Below are 13989 nucleotides of genomic sequence, written 5' to 3'. Positions count from 1 at the left end.
GGAACATATGTTCATTTTTTGGAACATATTCTATTTAAATATTTCTTCATCATACAAAGCAAAGCTCGAAATAAGCACACCTGCGGCACGCAGGTCTCCGGTCTGGTGCAGGCATTTCTTCTTTTAAAATATTACCTATTCTTTTGGTAATGTTCTGTATTTCCTGTTCGCTTCTCTCATCAAGCTTCAGGGTTTCTCTTCGCCTTATCTTAGGGTAATCAATAATTCCCATGGCATTGTTGATCCCCTTGTTGTGTTTTAGATAATACAGATAATAGAGCAGCTGGTAGTGATGGGCTTTACTCATCTTTTTACTCTTTTTAACCTCGTGGATCTCCAGGACTTCTCCTTTACGAACGAAATCAAAACTGATCAGATTATCAATGGTTTGATCCCGTTTATCTCTTTTATAAGAATCCTGATGGAGTGTTTTTCCCAGTGAAACAAGTTCAGACTCCTGTTCCATCTGGATATGATGAGAAAAAAGCCATAATTTAGTCTTGCAAATAAAATAGTAATTGATCTGGGTTCCAATTATTCTGAGTTCTTTTTCTGAGTCTGAGAACATTTAATGTATCCTTTGAATTCCTTTAACTTTATCAAAATCAGAATCAAAAGAGACTATCTTTTGGATATTGCAATTTTTCATAATCTCGATTGTTACTGAATCAGTCAAAGATAGAGTTCCATCATACTGAATATAGGTGTAAATGGCATGGTCGTAAAGAGATTGTTCCTGAGGGAATATCTTGCAATTATCCTTAATATTATCATAAATCATTTTACCTGCTTTTCCACCAGCCCTACTCCCTACTATAGTAACAGTCTCAGAGATTATAAGGCCAGATACCATTTTTTGAGATTTTTCCAGTTTAGGAATTAATTTCAGAGCTTTAGCATGCCATTGATCATTTTCAAGTATAAGGGCAATAAAAAAAGAAGAATCAACGAATATCAAATCTTTTCTCCCCTCTGGAATTTCTTCTTAAGTTCAACAGCATTGGTTGGTTCGCCCTTTACCATTCCTGCAATATCTTGAAAGGTTAGTTTCTTACGGAATTTGATTTCTACTCCGTTTTCAGTAGGTCTCCATTCTAAAATGTCTCCAGGCCCAACATCAAACTTTTTTCTTATATTTGAGGGAACTACAGTTTGAAAGCCCTTTGAGATTTTGGTTTCTGAAGTCATATTACCACCATTTGAAATATTGATTTTCAAAGTATTTATTTTTTTCAAAGTGAAACTACTGTTCAAATGATAATTTTTTATAAGGTTTCTGATTTTTTACTCAACTTTTTGAGTAAGTCTTTAAGGAGTTACTCAACTTTATGAGTAAAATCCGGCCAACCATTTTTTTAATTATTATATGAAAAGACTTCATAGATTTTTACTAATTATTAATAAGTTAAGCTGGAATTCCTCATAGGTTTAAACTTAACCTTAACATATAACTCATTTAATGAATTTCAACAGAATTGTTTTCTTTTTCTAACATTAAACCTAGTTTATTATCATATTTCGTATCCACAAAATATGTTTTTCCATCTAATTCCACGTTATCTTCCTTTTCAAGCTTTTTAAATTGTCCAATATTGATAGAAAGAAAATAACTCATTGCTTCAAAATATTTGCCTTCTTCTATTTTTTCCAAATAATCAAGCTTATATTTAAATGGAACTACTTCATAAGACTGAAAAAGGGAATAAAACTCCATTTCACTCTCACTATCATTAATAAAAGGAACTATCTGTCTGTTGAAGGATTCAAAAGGTTTATGTACCCTATCAAAGTTTTCTTTATCTTTTCCAACATATCCATCACTGTAAATATCATCTACAAGTCTCTGAATGATTTTTTCTTTTAAAATATCAACATTTTCAAGACTTTGGACAGTTTTTTGAACAATTTCCGGGTTGTAAATATATTTATCCTTTTCAGAACCTTCTGAAAAAACGTTCACAGTGGCAATTTTATCTTTATCCCATCCTTTCCTATTGACCCTACCAAATCGTTGAATTAAAGCATCAATAGGTGCTGGTTCTGAGTATAAAACATCATAATCAATATCAAGTGATACTTCAATTGCCTGTGTACCCACCAGTAAATCCAAATCATCCAAAGATTTTTCTATCTCCTCTCGATCTCGAAGCATAAATCTACTATGCAAAAGGGCGCTGTTTTCTACGTCTTCATATATTTCTTCAAAAACTTCTTGTGCTCTTAAAACAGTATTACATACAACAAGAACTCGTTTTCCTTCATCTAAATCTTCATTTATACTATCAAGATTATTCAGGATGTCCCCGTGGATAACATTAACTTCATGTCTTGTAAATTTTTCAAGTTCATCATCATCCATTCTTATTTCAGTTGAAATTCCTAAATTATCCTTAAAAAGATTTTTAATAAATGTTGGTAGAGTAGCAGACATGATCAGCATCTCTGCATTATAATTATTTTTTAAAATTTTGAGAATTTCCAGAATTAAAGATGTGGTATGTGCATCGTAGGCGTGTATCTCATCAAGAATAAATAAACCATTGGTCATTTCTGAAAGTTGCATTTCAAAACCTCTGGTTCCAAAAAAGGCCTTGAGAATCTGAAAAGGTGTGAGAACTTTGTATGGTCTATAGATCTTTTTAGACAAACCTTTTATATCTCTGATTTTGTTTTTTGTTATATTATAATCAGTTATATCATCAGATAATGCTTTATAAAGAAAATAAGATGCCTTTCCATGTAATAATCCCACTAATTCATCATTTCCAAAGTCTTTTTGAAGTCTTTTATACATTGCATTGATACTTGCAGTGTAGGGCAATAAATAGAAAACTCGTTTTGACTTACTGGAATTTTGATTGGTATCACTCCAAAAAAGAGATGCTTCAGTTTTACCACTTCCAGTTGGAGAAGTAAGAAAAGCACTTCCTTCAGTATTTAGTGTTTTTTCTTGGATTTTTCTAAGTTCAAAATCAAATATCGAACGCATATCATGAATACCAGCTAAAATTTCGTATTTGGAACCGGAAGCCAAATGATCACATGCATTTACAAAACCCTTTAAAAAAATCCCATATTTTCTATGTAAAGTGGAATACTTTTCATCTTCCCATTCTAAATAATAGGGAAGTGCTGAACATTTATAGACATCATTTAAATCATCTATTGAGGAAATTGAAGTGTAATTATCTAATTTATATCCAAGATATTTTTTACTCCAGGGTCCTATAAGTTCCAAATAACTTAAAAGTTCTTCAAAATTAGGTTCTATTTCTTTTAATTTTTTTTGATACAATCTTTTACCATTGGGGTTTGGAAACGTATTGTACCTCTTTCGCAGTTTATTTATATCCTTATGGTGAGTAATTATGGCGAGTCCTATTGCTTTTTTGTAAAAATCATCGTAATTTAGAGTTGAAACAAATCCTGCAGATAACATCTCGTGGCGATATTTCCATCTTGAATTATTTTCTGGATTGATGAGCATTTCCTGAAATCCAACTGCTCCCTTTCCGAAATCATGGAAAAAAATAGAATAAAAGAGATGTTCCCAAAAATTATCAATACCACATAACTCCGGAACATTTTCATAAGTACGTTTAATGCTTTTAAAGACTTTCAATGCGTTTTTTGTATGTTGTAAGATAGTTTCATCCGGTTTTGCTAAAAGGCCATTCTCAGTGTTTATTTGTGGAACCAAACTCCCCACCCCTTTTCTTTATCACAATGACATTCATTAGGATAATCAAAGAACTGGTTCATTAAAATAAATGGCTTTGTACCTACAGCTTTACGTGGAATTGTGTCAGTGAAGTGAGTGGGTAATGCTTGAATTGTACCAAAAGCTCCGTCTGTGCCCAATGGAAGTATAGTTTTTCCAAGTTTAATGTTTGATTCTTTTTCAAGTTTTACTTCTTTAATTTCTTTTATAGTTACCAGATCAGTTGAACGTCCTAAAAGAAGGGGGTAATGTGGTGTTTTAAAATAATCCTGATAATCCAGATCATCTACATATAAATAAATTTCAGGATCTACTAAAAATTCCCTTTTAACGACATTCGATTTACCATTTAAACCAGATAATTCGTATATAGTTTCCAGATCTACTGCTCTTCCCTGATGATTGAATATGTAACCAACAGATAAATCTTCAGGAGTAACTAATTCTCCTTTAGCTGCAGATATGAGACCATAAATTGTACTTAATGGGGGCACGGGTAAAGTTGGTTGAAATCCGCTGATGAAGGCAGGGTACCTAAAAGAGGTTACCCATCCTCCAATCAAGACTCTCAGTGCTTTCATTGTTTTATCAGCTCTGGAATTTTTTCAGCAAATTGATCTACAGTTTCTTTGATGGTTCCAGATTCAACCTTTTCATTTTCTGCTGTTAATTTAACAATATCTTCATCCAATTCATCCATAAATCCTTTCCTACGGCCGATATAAATATTTGTTAAGAAAGAATCAGAATATTCATTTATAACCTCTTGAAGTGCTTCAATGTTAATTTGTGGTTCTCCATTTTCTTCTTTTACTATATTCATGAAAATATGATTACCCCCATCGATCACTGCAAGAACCAGGAATTTTGGAGATACATCAGTTAAATGTGATGTTAATTTTGCTCCACCTTGGAGATATGGAAGTGCTTTAATTGTATCTTGTGCCCTTTTTATTCTAATATCTTCAGGCATTATCCATTTATTATTTTTTTCATCTTTAACAAGGCCTTCCTCTTCAGCTTTTTCTTCTAATTTAGGATACATATTTCGGTAACCTGTTTTTTCATCTGCATAAAAAACCCCCAAACTATCTAAATCCAATGAAAATATTCCTTTTAATACTGTAGAATAAAATTCATGTTCATAAGGCACTGGATCTCCTTCGTGACGGGCCATAACACCAAAATCTTGAGTTGGGATTTGCCCAATAACTGATATTAAAGGAGAAGTTTTTAATGGAGATATTCGGGTTACAGTTCCACCTTCTTTAGCTTTTAAAGCCCTCATATAGCCAAAAACATCGTCATCATCATATTCTATTGGATTTGCACTGGTAAAAGCAATTTTTTTCTGTCTCTCAATAGGTGAAACATTCCAATTGTATTTTTGTTCCAGGGTATCTCTCCACCAGTATCTCAAAGCCTGTCCTGAAACGTAAGGATATACTTTTCTACCTCTACGAATTGATTTAACCCGTACAATATTATCAGTTCTGTCTCCTGCATCTGCACCTGCATTATTCAATGCAGAATGAGGTGCATCCACTAACATAAAACCTACAACTGTTTTTGACATGTTTATTCCTCCTCCTGAGCTTCTTCAGATTCTTGAGTTTCTAACTCACTTTGATTTCCCTGTTGAATTATCCATGGCTGTAATTTTTCGTAAATTCTAAACAAAATCAGATCTTGAGTTTCCCGCCAGGTTAAGTTACCTTCTGGGAAAAGATAATCCACATAATCATCAAATGTGAACAATGGATCTTCAATACCATTTGATATTCTCTTTTTGATTATAATTCTCAAAACATTTCTGAAACTCCGGTAATTAGCAGCCATTTCTAACCGGTTCAGTGTTTTCATATCGTCCATAGTTTCTATATGATCTACTAATCTATCTCCCACGTCTTTTATTACATTTATCCTTTTTTCATCCATATTTCTTACCTCCTCAAGATAATAACTGATTAAATCCCATCCTCCTATTGCTTCTCTATTTTTCCGGTTAATAAAAAATCTAATAATTGATTTATTTTCTAAAAGATTATCATATACCGTGTTTGGATTATTTTTGTATTCATCTTCTTCTTTTACCTTTTCCCAATTAACAAATCTATATCCTCTTCTGACAACTTTTAACCAGTTTTCAAAGTTATCAGGGGGTATATAAGCTAAAAACCTAAAAACGGATGTTGGAACATTATATATGTCTAAATTGGGCCCTTGATTAAAATTAGTAAAATGATAAAAGTTAATAGAAGGTTTTTCAAGATACCATCTCTCATCATAACTTAAAATCATATCTTGGATTATGTGAAAAAGAGCATTTTTTGGATTTTTAAATCCTTCATTTAAACACCCAGTATAATTTTTAGATGATAATTGTTTATCTATGTTATTTTTTGCTTTTTTAGACCATTTTTTCATGACTTTTCTTGAATTTGAATGAATTAAAAGCATTTTAACGCAGGAGTACATTATCAAAGGGGCGAATTGAATTGCAAATGTGCATGCCGGACAATAGTCAGCTCCATCAGTACCAAAAGAAAAGTAGTTAATTAACTTTTTAGATCCTGTTAATGGAACCCTATCTTTAGCAGATCTTTCTAAAACATCTCTTCGACCACAGGAAATACAATTTCCATTATTACCTAAAGGAGTCATTTCTTCTATTAATTCATTTAAAATTTGTGAATACCTATTTTTTTTATCTTTAACCGCGTTATTTGTAATAGGATTATTTGGAAAGATTTGATACATGTTTTTTGACCATTTAGGACTTAAATATAAAAATGTTACATCATTAATGATACTCCTAAAATCATCCTTGTCTAATTTTTCAGGCTTTTTACCGACCCATTGGCTTATAGCCCAAATTCCGGCATCGACAAATGGATTTCCAGTGAAATCATAAAAAATTTCATTCATTTTTGATCCCCCAACTTTCATTTTTTTTTATCATGGGTAAGTAGTGTTTTTAATATTCTTTAGCAATTATTAGGACTTATTCATATTTTGATAAAATGATTGACTACTTACTCTTATAAATTTTGCGTTTTTTTTGTTTAAACCAAATTTATATGGAACTAATTTTTTCGCTATAAAAAGTTTATTATACTTTTTATATTATATATTCCACAACTTTTCATGAAATCAGACCATAATGGAATCGAAACTATAATTTTGGATTAAAACTTAAATTTCCATTCAAATCAGACTATATTAGGCTCAAATTCTAGGATTTATTTGATTAGTATTATATAAATCTTTAAATATGGTTTTTTTCATTTTTGGCTTGAGAATATCTTTAAAGTTTCAATTTTACTCCTATTTTTTGATTCTAGTTAGTTCATCTATAATTTCAACCATCCCAAAACCCATACTATTCTTTTCACCTAAACCACAGTCATAAGTAAACTCTATAAGTCTGGCATCTGCTTCCATCTCGAAATTCATCATGAAGCACCGGTGGAAGTTACCTTTAATGTCTATTCTACGCCTCCTGGCGGAGTTCATATCTGGTCTTATCTTCACCCATCTGTCACCATCGTAATCCCCATAGAATGCAGTGTACTTATTTATCAGGTTCTTCTGAATACCCTCATAGAACCGTTCATCTCCAGGTTCCAGATCCCATATCCTGAGTTTACCATTGACTTCCCGTTTTATTCTGGCTATAACTGGAGACATGGTTTTCATTTTAATGCTTCCTGTGGTTTTGCTGAAATCTGGTTTTTTTAGAAGTTCAATCTGTTCTACCAGCAATTTATCCCCCTTAAAAATAACCTCAGAGTTTTCAAGGTGTCCTTCCACCAGGCTTTTGATTAAATTGTCATTGGGAGAACTGATATAAAACTCCAGCTTCCCATCCCTTGAAATAATACCTCTATCAGTTCGCTTCCAGTTTGGAACGTAAATCTGAGAAAAAGTAAAAAACTTAAAATCCTTTGAAAAATGGAGTTTAGCAGCCAGATCAAGGTCAGCAATCTTACGATAAATAATAGCAGACAGAATATGATTGTAATTGAATGGAATTAGGTAGTTCCCTTTTTTTGATGCCAGGCTGATTTTTAATCTCATACTTCATACTCCAGTATATTGCTCATTTATATAAATTTTATTATTATTCTCCTCATTATTAGTAACCCATTTTTGTAGTAACTCATTTTTGTAGTAGATGATTGGGGTAAGCCTCCTCCAGTGAATATCTTCAAAACATAATTGTAAGTAATAATATATAAATGTATATGTTTTACATTCACAGTTTGATATTATTCTATTGTATTGTAGGGAATTTATTGAGAAATGCATGGTTTTAAAAGAATAGTAACCTGTTATGAGGTGGGGAATCGACAGATTAAACGGTATCAACTGATGCATTTCAAAAAACAAAACAATAATTTTAATTATAAATCTAAATCATGGGAAATAGGGGATTTAATTTTAAAATAAATAGTTTAAAACCGGTGATTATTTTTTTAAATTAATTATTTTAAAAATTATATATTAGATTAAAGTCAAACATCAATTGATTAGATTATATATTATGGTGATGAGAGATGCGCATAGTGATTACAGTAGGTGGATCCATAATAATAAGGGACCACGATTATAAAAAATTCTCGGATTATGCAAATGTATTGAGGAGTATGGCAGAGGAACACCAGATCCTGGTGGTAGTGGGTGGTGGCAGAACTGCCCGGGACTACATAGGCATAGCACGGGACCTGGATGCTTCTGAAGCCCTTTGCGATGATATAGGTATTGAAGTCACCCGACTCAATGCAAGACTCCTTATCACAGCCCTGAAAGATGATGCTTATCCCAGAGTGCCCCACAACTTCAGTGAGGCTCTGGAATTCTCCACCTCTGGCAAGATCGTGGTAATGGGTGGAACTGAACCAGCACACAGTACTGATGCAGTGGGAAGCATCCTGGCAGAATTCGTAGGAGCGGACTTACTCTTAAATGCCACTTCTGTAGATGGATTATTTGATAAGGATCCCAATAAGTACTCTGATGCCAAGATGTATTCGGAGATTACACCACGAAAGATGATGGAATTATTGTCGGATAAAGAAATGCGGGCAGGAACATATGAATTTCTGGATAAAACCGCCATACAGATCATTGGCCGCTCCCGGATAAAAACAGTTATCTTCAATGGAGAAACCCCAGAAAACCTTAAAAAGGCACTTAAAGAAAAAATCGGAACTTTGATCGTGCCGAATCCTGAATAAATACTAAAAAATTGGAATAGTTTGGAATTTATTTTGAAGTTGAAGTATTAAGAAAATAAGGAAAAAAGAGGTAATTATTCATGATCGAACAACATAAACATTGTCCAGTGTGTGGAACACCAATACCCATGGATGAAAGGTTCTGTTCACCTAAATGTGAGCAAATAGCCATTGCAAACCAGCAGAAGGTCAGAAAAAGTCGAAGAATGCTTTACACGCTCTTTGCCATCTTCATACTGGTATGGATAGTCTTCATGTTAAGGGACCAAATAGGATTTTAAAAAAGTCATTAATGATCCATCTTTTGTTCCTTTTATTTTTTTTAGTGGACGATATTTGAGAATGATTTCTAGTAAATTAATTCGTTAGTATTTTTTGATGTAACCTTTTCTTAATCACTTCATTCTCGAATATTCAGTATTCCAAATATTAGGAGTACTATTCCAGTTATAACCCCTAATATTTGGGGGTCTATGTTGAAGTAGCCTACAATCAGGAAAAGACATCCCAACACCAGTCCAAAGATTCCAGCATAGGTTTTATATGTCTGTTTTTCACCTACAAACAGGGCTATAATTCCAGCTATTATTAGAAGTGCTCCAGAGAGTAGGTATGTCCAAACTCCAAGGCTGATAATCCAGGAAGTATTAAAGAGGAATGTTAAACCCATAATCACCCCTATTAATCCGACCAGAAGGGGGAATAACCATAAATCATTGGATGTTCTTTCACTGAAACCTAAAATTGTTAACCAAATACCCGTTACCAGTATCAATAGTCCAGATATGAGTCCTAAAGTGGCTAATCCAATTACTGGGGAGGCAATCATAATAATGGCCACAATTATTGCAATAATTCCAACTAGTGCGTTTTTCATTTAAATAACCTCATGGTGATTTCATGCTACTGGATGTAGTCAAGTCAATCTACTAACAAATATCTGGTGAATAATCAATTCTATAAAGATAGAATCAGATTTCACGGCCACTTTAATTTTTGTTGTTGGATAATAATATAATTAGTGGCAGGTCGATTAATGTAATATCTTACAACTCATTATGTGAAAATATGGCAAATTAATATCTAAAAATCTATGGCACCAATTTATCCAAAAGAATATAGATAATAAATTAAAAAAATAAATTATAATTAAGAATTGAGGTGGAAAAATGATGAACGAAAAAACTAATGGTCTTTTAATGATAGTACTCGCCATTGTACTGGTGATATTATATATAGCAATTCCCAACTGGATCGATTGGATATATGGGATAATCGTTGCCATACTATTGGGGTACGGTCTTTATCTGTACTTTTCTAAATAATGGGAAAAAAAATTTTAATTTATTTATCCTTTTTTCTGATAGAGATAGATTCCATACACAACTAGTATTAGAACTGCAATCCAGTAGGCATAAATCAGAAATGTGGGCAGAGCAAAGTAGATAATTCCCAGCAGTATACCTAACACTATCATTATGATTCCATTCATTTGATTATTCATCATTTCCCTCCTATCCTATCTTAATTGTTCATTAATTATTATATCTTTAAATATTAGTATTTTTAGGTTCATTAGAGAACATTGAATGACATCAACCACTACTAAGATAATATTTTTTTATAATTATGTTTTTAAACTTTTTAATTGTCATTAGAATATTTTAATGCTTTTTTTACCAGTTGTTAACGATTATCATCCAAATTTATGTAAAAATTAAATGGGTTAAGTGTTAACCATAACGTAGAATTTCCATGGCATCTAATTGGGAGGTAAACCACGCTGGATACAGGCCTAAAATTAGGCTGAGAATGGTGGTTATGAATATAGCTCCAGGGATTAACCATAGTGGGAGAAGAATAGTTAATAATTCTGGATCTATGAATGTAGAGATAATCCATATGATTACTGATCCCAGTATAGCGCCAATAACAGAACCGATTAATCCCAGTAACCCTGCTTCAAGGGTGCAACTTATAAGTATTTGTCTTTCAGTGAATCCTAAGGCTTTAAGAATACCTATTTCCTTTGTCCTTTCTGACAAGTTAAAACCCATGGTGTTCATAATTCCCATAACACCAACTAACAATGCAACACTGGCTAAACCATCTAAAATATACACTACATTGACTAAAAAATCTTCCAAACGATTGAAAAGCTGATTTTCTGTGATTTGACTACCAAAAACCGAGTTTAAGTAGTCTACGGTAGATGTTACAATATCTGTTTGTTGGGTGGTGTTGGCATTCTGACTGGTTGGTGCTGTGCCCAATATATTCACATCAGATGATCCTGACTTTTCAATAAAGCTGTTTATCCCTAAACCCGAACTTACCAGGATTAATAGAATTATAACCCCCAAAGATATTCTCAGAACAGTGGAAATATTTCTCAACTTGTTTTGATGCAGATTTTTCAAAGGCAATGTGTATATTCCCATTTAACATCAGCTCAATTTGGTGATTAATTAATCATTAGGTATTGTCTTCTTCAATAAAGAAATTTTAAGGGTTTGACTTTACTTTTTCTTTTCTATATACTTTGTAGGCTTCGTAAGTGATTCCCAATATCAATGGCCCAATAAACAGTCCAGGAAGGCCCATTGTCACCGCACCGTAGATAAACCCTAATAAAAAGACCAGTGGATGGATCTCTGAGTATTGAACTGCAATCCTGGGTCTGATGTAGAAGTCAGTGCTGGTTTCAATTATCCAACCAAACACGATAACCAGCACACCTGGTAAGGTGTTACCAATGAGAATGCTGAAAATCCCTATGACACCATAGACTATCCAGGGTCCGATAATGGGTATAAACATGGCAATTCCACTTATAATTGCTAATAGAATCACATATTCATATCCAAGGAAATAATATAAGATTCCAGAGAGTATACCCAGAATTATGGCCGGAATAAGATTACCCACAATAATGCTTTTTAAAACATCATCGGCACTATCAATTATCTGCTGGTAGAAATCCTGATCCTGTGCAGGAATTATGTCTTTAACGTATTTAACAATCTTATCTCCGTCTTTGGCAAAATAAAACATTGAAAAAATTAATATTAAAATTTGAGCCGCAATACCAGGTATGGAACTAACCAGATTTACCACTGAACTGGCGGTGTAAGAGATAAACTGTGAAATTCCGGATTTTATGGTATCGGTGATGTTTACTGAGATGTTGTTTGGAAGGTCCAGATTTTGCACAGCATCATTTATTTGAGCCATTTGCATGGTGGAATTGCCAGTGGCGGCCTGTTGCAGGGAACCGAAAAAGGAACCGGCTATGTTTACAAATTGGCTGAATGTGAAATATAACAACAGAATAAGGGGAATGGCAAGTATGATCATTCCCAGGAAAACTGATAAACTGTCGTTTTTAACATAAGGTTTGATTTTCTTGGTTATATGGCGAACATAATAGGCTAATATGGCTCCAAAAATCACAATAGTCAAAATTGGGGTTAAAATCCATAATGAGATCAGTGTCAGGATTATTATGATGGGTATTATTGTTGAAGAGGGTATTTTCTGAAAGTTTTCAAGTACCATGTTATCCCGTTAGGTTGATTCTTAGATTAATATTTTTAGAACATAATAATAAGTTTATAGAGTTTTTTAAAAAATAGAGTAAGATAAAATCTATAATATAAGTGAAAACTATTTTTTAAGAAATTTAAAATATATTAATTGCATATATTATAGTCTATATGTGGTTGAATGTTTTCATTTGTTAAAAATGATTTTGTTGGTTGTTTTAAGTAGGGCATTAACATAAAAGGAGGAATAACATGGACAAAGGAAAAAATACTTTAATAGGGATCGTGGCAATAATACTTGGTTTAATAATAATTGCATTTCCATTAGTTAGTGTGGTAACTTTAAGTGTTTTAACCGGGCTTGGAATAATTGTTCTGGGTATTTGGTTCTTTGCGCAGAGTTACCATATATGGGGTAAGAACCTGGCAGCAGGAATAGCTAACTTGTTAATGGGGATATTTTCCATTTGTTTGGGAATAGTATTTGTGGGAGATGTAGCTGCATTTGAATTTCTAACATTCCTGGCACTTTACATAGTAGCACTCTTCCTGATAATTGCAGGATTAATGGCACTTTTTTCAGGGAAAAATCTCAAAGCAAGGGGAATTGGAGTTTTAGGGGTCATATTCGGCCTTCTGTACATGATAGTGGGTGTTTATGTTGCTGATCCTTTTTTCCTGGCGATAATTATTGGAGCTTTCCTAGTATTGGCTGGAATAATGGAAATTTTCATTGTTCCCACAGAAGAACAAAAAAGTGAAGATTAGGGTTGTTTAATTTAAACCTTAATCGGTAATTTTTTTTGATTAATAATAGTGGGCATTCTAATAATTTCTTCATCCATATTCTCTGTTTAAATATGGTTTTCTTTAAAAAACTTTTAACATCTCACCTACGGAAGGTAATGGATGCTCATGGGACATAAAATTTTTATAGTTTCATACTTAAACAATTCCATACCACAATATTGATTTAAAAAAATGGAGGGGTTAAATGAAAAACATTGTTGTAGGCCTTCTGGCCATAATTCTTGGTTTGATAGTGTTAGCGTTTCCACTAGCGGGTCTTGTCGCTGCAAGTGTGTTAACCGGTTTTGTAATATTGATGATCGCTATCTGGCTTCTGATTGTAGGTGGATCCCAGCTGGAGATCAGTAAAACTGCAGGTATTTTGAACCTGATTTTGGGGATAATTGTCCTTATAATAGGTATTGGTCTAATTTTCAGTCCAGCATTATTCGCATTCTTAACAGGTTTCCTACTATACTTAGCAGGTATATTCATGATCATTGCAGGTATAATCGCACTTGCCTCACGCAATGAATTTAAAAACGCCACATGGGTTGGTATTCTGGGAATAATCCTGGGTATCCTGTACATCATTTTAGGCACACTTGCCTTCGACCCAATTTATCTGGGAATTTTAATAGGCATCTGGCTAGTTATAAGTGGTATACTGGCATTGTTCGAGTAAAACACCACC

At 33.1% G+C, this 13989-nt stretch carries 17 protein-coding genes; 5 read left to right on the top strand and 12 right to left on the bottom strand.

Features of this window, described 5'->3' with window-relative positions; all coding sequences use genetic code 11:
• Positions 1-49: 49 nt before the first annotated feature.
• The 8 genes from cas4 to cas6 form a co-directional block, all read right to left on the bottom strand.
• Complete coding sequence (gene cas4, locus J2743_RS08455; protein WP_209626168.1) at positions 50-568, bottom strand: CRISPR-associated protein Cas4; 519 nt, start codon at positions 566-568, stop codon at positions 50-52.
• The gene (locus tag J2743_RS08450) at positions 569-958 is read right to left on the bottom strand and encodes a type II toxin-antitoxin system VapC family toxin (protein WP_245248185.1); all 390 of its coding nucleotides are present in this window, start codon (positions 956-958) and stop codon (positions 569-571) included.
• Positions 955-1188, bottom strand: coding sequence for an AbrB/MazE/SpoVT family DNA-binding domain-containing protein (locus tag J2743_RS08445; RefSeq protein ID WP_209626166.1), 234 nt, complete (start codon positions 1186-1188; stop codon positions 955-957). The genes J2743_RS08450 and J2743_RS08445 overlap by 4 nt, the downstream gene beginning before the upstream one ends.
• Positions 1189-1456: 268 nt before the next feature.
• Positions 1457-3700: a CRISPR-associated helicase Cas3' gene (cas3, locus tag J2743_RS08440; RefSeq protein WP_245248182.1), complete on the bottom strand. Its 2244-nt coding sequence runs from the start codon at positions 3698-3700 to the stop codon at positions 1457-1459.
• Positions 3685-4302: a type I-B CRISPR-associated protein Cas5b gene (cas5b, locus tag J2743_RS08435; protein WP_209626164.1), complete on the bottom strand. Its 618-nt coding sequence runs from the start codon at positions 4300-4302 to the stop codon at positions 3685-3687. The genes cas3 and cas5b overlap by 16 nt, the downstream gene beginning before the upstream one ends.
• Positions 4299-5297, bottom strand: a complete 999-nt coding sequence (gene cas7i, locus J2743_RS08430) for a type I-B CRISPR-associated protein Cas7/Cst2/DevR (RefSeq protein ID WP_209626162.1) — start codon at positions 5295-5297, stop codon at positions 4299-4301. Before cas7i ends, cas5b begins: the two co-directional genes overlap by 4 nt.
• Before the next feature lie 2 nt (positions 5298-5299).
• Positions 5300-6649, bottom strand: coding sequence for a type I-B CRISPR-associated protein Cas8b1/Cst1 (cas8a1, locus tag J2743_RS08425; RefSeq protein ID WP_209626160.1), 1350 nt, complete (start codon positions 6647-6649; stop codon positions 5300-5302).
• 399 nt (positions 6650-7048) lie between these two features.
• A complete protein-coding gene (cas6, locus tag J2743_RS08420; RefSeq protein ID WP_209626158.1) occupies positions 7049-7801 on the bottom strand; it encodes a CRISPR-associated endoribonuclease Cas6 in 753 nt (250 codons plus the stop codon).
• A 479-nt stretch (positions 7802-8280) separates the two neighbouring features.
• On the opposite strand from cas6, the gene pyrH reads away from it, so the two are divergent.
• Positions 8281-8961 (top strand): UMP kinase, encoded by a 681-nt coding sequence (gene pyrH, locus J2743_RS08415; RefSeq protein ID WP_209626156.1) that lies wholly within the window; start codon positions 8281-8283, stop codon positions 8959-8961.
• Positions 8962-9041: 80 nt separating this feature from the next.
• Positions 9042-9242, top strand: a complete 201-nt coding sequence (locus J2743_RS08410; protein WP_209626154.1) for a DUF2116 family Zn-ribbon domain-containing protein — start codon at positions 9042-9044, stop codon at positions 9240-9242.
• A gap of 119 nt (positions 9243-9361) precedes the next feature.
• Here the strand turns inward: J2743_RS08410 and J2743_RS08405 are convergent, their stop codons facing one another.
• Complete coding sequence (locus J2743_RS08405; RefSeq protein ID WP_209626152.1) at positions 9362-9838, bottom strand: DUF308 domain-containing protein; 477 nt, start codon at positions 9836-9838, stop codon at positions 9362-9364.
• Positions 9839-10133: 295 nt separating this feature from the next.
• Between J2743_RS08405 and J2743_RS08400 the strand changes: the two genes are divergently transcribed.
• Positions 10134-10286, top strand: a complete 153-nt coding sequence (locus J2743_RS08400; protein WP_209626150.1) for a pilus assembly FimT family protein — start codon at positions 10134-10136, stop codon at positions 10284-10286.
• 23 nt (positions 10287-10309) lie between these two features.
• Here J2743_RS08400 and J2743_RS08395 read toward each other — a convergent pair whose 3' ends face one another.
• The 3 genes from J2743_RS08395 to J2743_RS08385 all read right to left on the bottom strand — a co-directional run bounded on the left by J2743_RS08395 (position 10310) and on the right by J2743_RS08385 (position 12519).
• Positions 10310-10465, bottom strand: coding sequence for a hypothetical protein (locus J2743_RS08395; protein ID WP_209626148.1), 156 nt, complete (start codon positions 10463-10465; stop codon positions 10310-10312).
• Positions 10466-10694: 229 nt separating this feature from the next.
• The gene (locus tag J2743_RS08390; RefSeq protein ID WP_209626146.1) at positions 10695-11402 is read right to left on the bottom strand and encodes an ABC transporter permease; all 708 of its coding nucleotides are present in this window, start codon (positions 11400-11402) and stop codon (positions 10695-10697) included.
• Positions 11403-11466: 64 nt separating this feature from the next.
• Positions 11467-12519 (bottom strand): AI-2E family transporter, encoded by a 1053-nt coding sequence (locus tag J2743_RS08385; protein ID WP_209626144.1) that lies wholly within the window; start codon positions 12517-12519, stop codon positions 11467-11469.
• 239 nt (positions 12520-12758) lie between these two features.
• On the opposite strand from J2743_RS08385, the gene J2743_RS08380 reads away from it, so the two are divergent.
• A complete protein-coding gene (locus tag J2743_RS08380) occupies positions 12759-13274 on the top strand; it encodes a DUF308 domain-containing protein (RefSeq protein ID WP_209626142.1) in 516 nt (171 codons plus the stop codon).
• A 226-nt stretch (positions 13275-13500) separates the two neighbouring features.
• Positions 13501-13980, top strand: a complete 480-nt coding sequence (locus J2743_RS08375; RefSeq protein WP_209626140.1) for a DUF308 domain-containing protein — start codon at positions 13501-13503, stop codon at positions 13978-13980.
• Positions 13981-13989 lie beyond the last annotated feature (9 nt).

The sequence above is a fragment of the Methanobacterium petrolearium genome (assembly GCF_017873625.1).
GTDB lineage: Archaea > Methanobacteriota > Methanobacteria > Methanobacteriales > Methanobacteriaceae > Methanobacterium > Methanobacterium petrolearium.
This window is presented reverse-complemented; position numbering and strand designations above follow the sequence as displayed.

What these genes read in the sequence shown, in the direction of transcription:
- J2743_RS08410 (WP_209626154.1), top strand. Translation starts at nt 9,042, where the DNA reads ATGATCGAACAACATAAACATTGTCCAGTGTGTGGAACACCAATACCC.
- J2743_RS08380 (WP_209626142.1), top strand. Translation starts at nt 12,759, where the DNA reads ATGGACAAAGGAAAAAATACTTTAATAGGGATCGTGGCAATAATACTT.
- cas4 (WP_209626168.1), bottom strand. Translation starts at nt 568, where the DNA reads ATGTTCTCAGACTCAGAAAAAGAACTCAGAATAATTGGAACCCAGATC.
- cas5b (WP_209626164.1), bottom strand. Translation starts at nt 4,302, where the DNA reads ATGAAAGCACTGAGAGTCTTGATTGGAGGATGGGTAACCTCTTTTAGG.
- J2743_RS08390 (WP_209626146.1), bottom strand. Translation starts at nt 11,402, where the DNA reads ATGGGAATATACACATTGCCTTTGAAAAATCTGCATCAAAACAAGTTG.
- J2743_RS08445 (WP_209626166.1), bottom strand. Translation starts at nt 1,188, where the DNA reads ATGACTTCAGAAACCAAAATCTCAAAGGGCTTTCAAACTGTAGTTCCC.
- cas7i (WP_209626162.1), bottom strand. Translation starts at nt 5,297, where the DNA reads ATGTCAAAAACAGTTGTAGGTTTTATGTTAGTGGATGCACCTCATTCT.
- J2743_RS08385 (WP_209626144.1), bottom strand. Translation starts at nt 12,519, where the DNA reads ATGGTACTTGAAAACTTTCAGAAAATACCCTCTTCAACAATAATACCC.
- pyrH (WP_209626156.1), top strand. Translation starts at nt 8,281, where the DNA reads ATGCGCATAGTGATTACAGTAGGTGGATCCATAATAATAAGGGACCAC.
- J2743_RS08375 (WP_209626140.1), top strand. Translation starts at nt 13,501, where the DNA reads ATGAAAAACATTGTTGTAGGCCTTCTGGCCATAATTCTTGGTTTGATA.
- cas6 (WP_209626158.1), bottom strand. Translation starts at nt 7,801, where the DNA reads ATGAGATTAAAAATCAGCCTGGCATCAAAAAAAGGGAACTACCTAATT.
- cas8a1 (WP_209626160.1), bottom strand. Translation starts at nt 6,649, where the DNA reads ATGAATGAAATTTTTTATGATTTCACTGGAAATCCATTTGTCGATGCC.
- J2743_RS08400 (WP_209626150.1), top strand. Translation starts at nt 10,134, where the DNA reads ATGAACGAAAAAACTAATGGTCTTTTAATGATAGTACTCGCCATTGTA.
- J2743_RS08405 (WP_209626152.1), bottom strand. Translation starts at nt 9,838, where the DNA reads ATGAAAAACGCACTAGTTGGAATTATTGCAATAATTGTGGCCATTATT.
- J2743_RS08395 (WP_209626148.1), bottom strand. Translation starts at nt 10,465, where the DNA reads ATGAATAATCAAATGAATGGAATCATAATGATAGTGTTAGGTATACTG.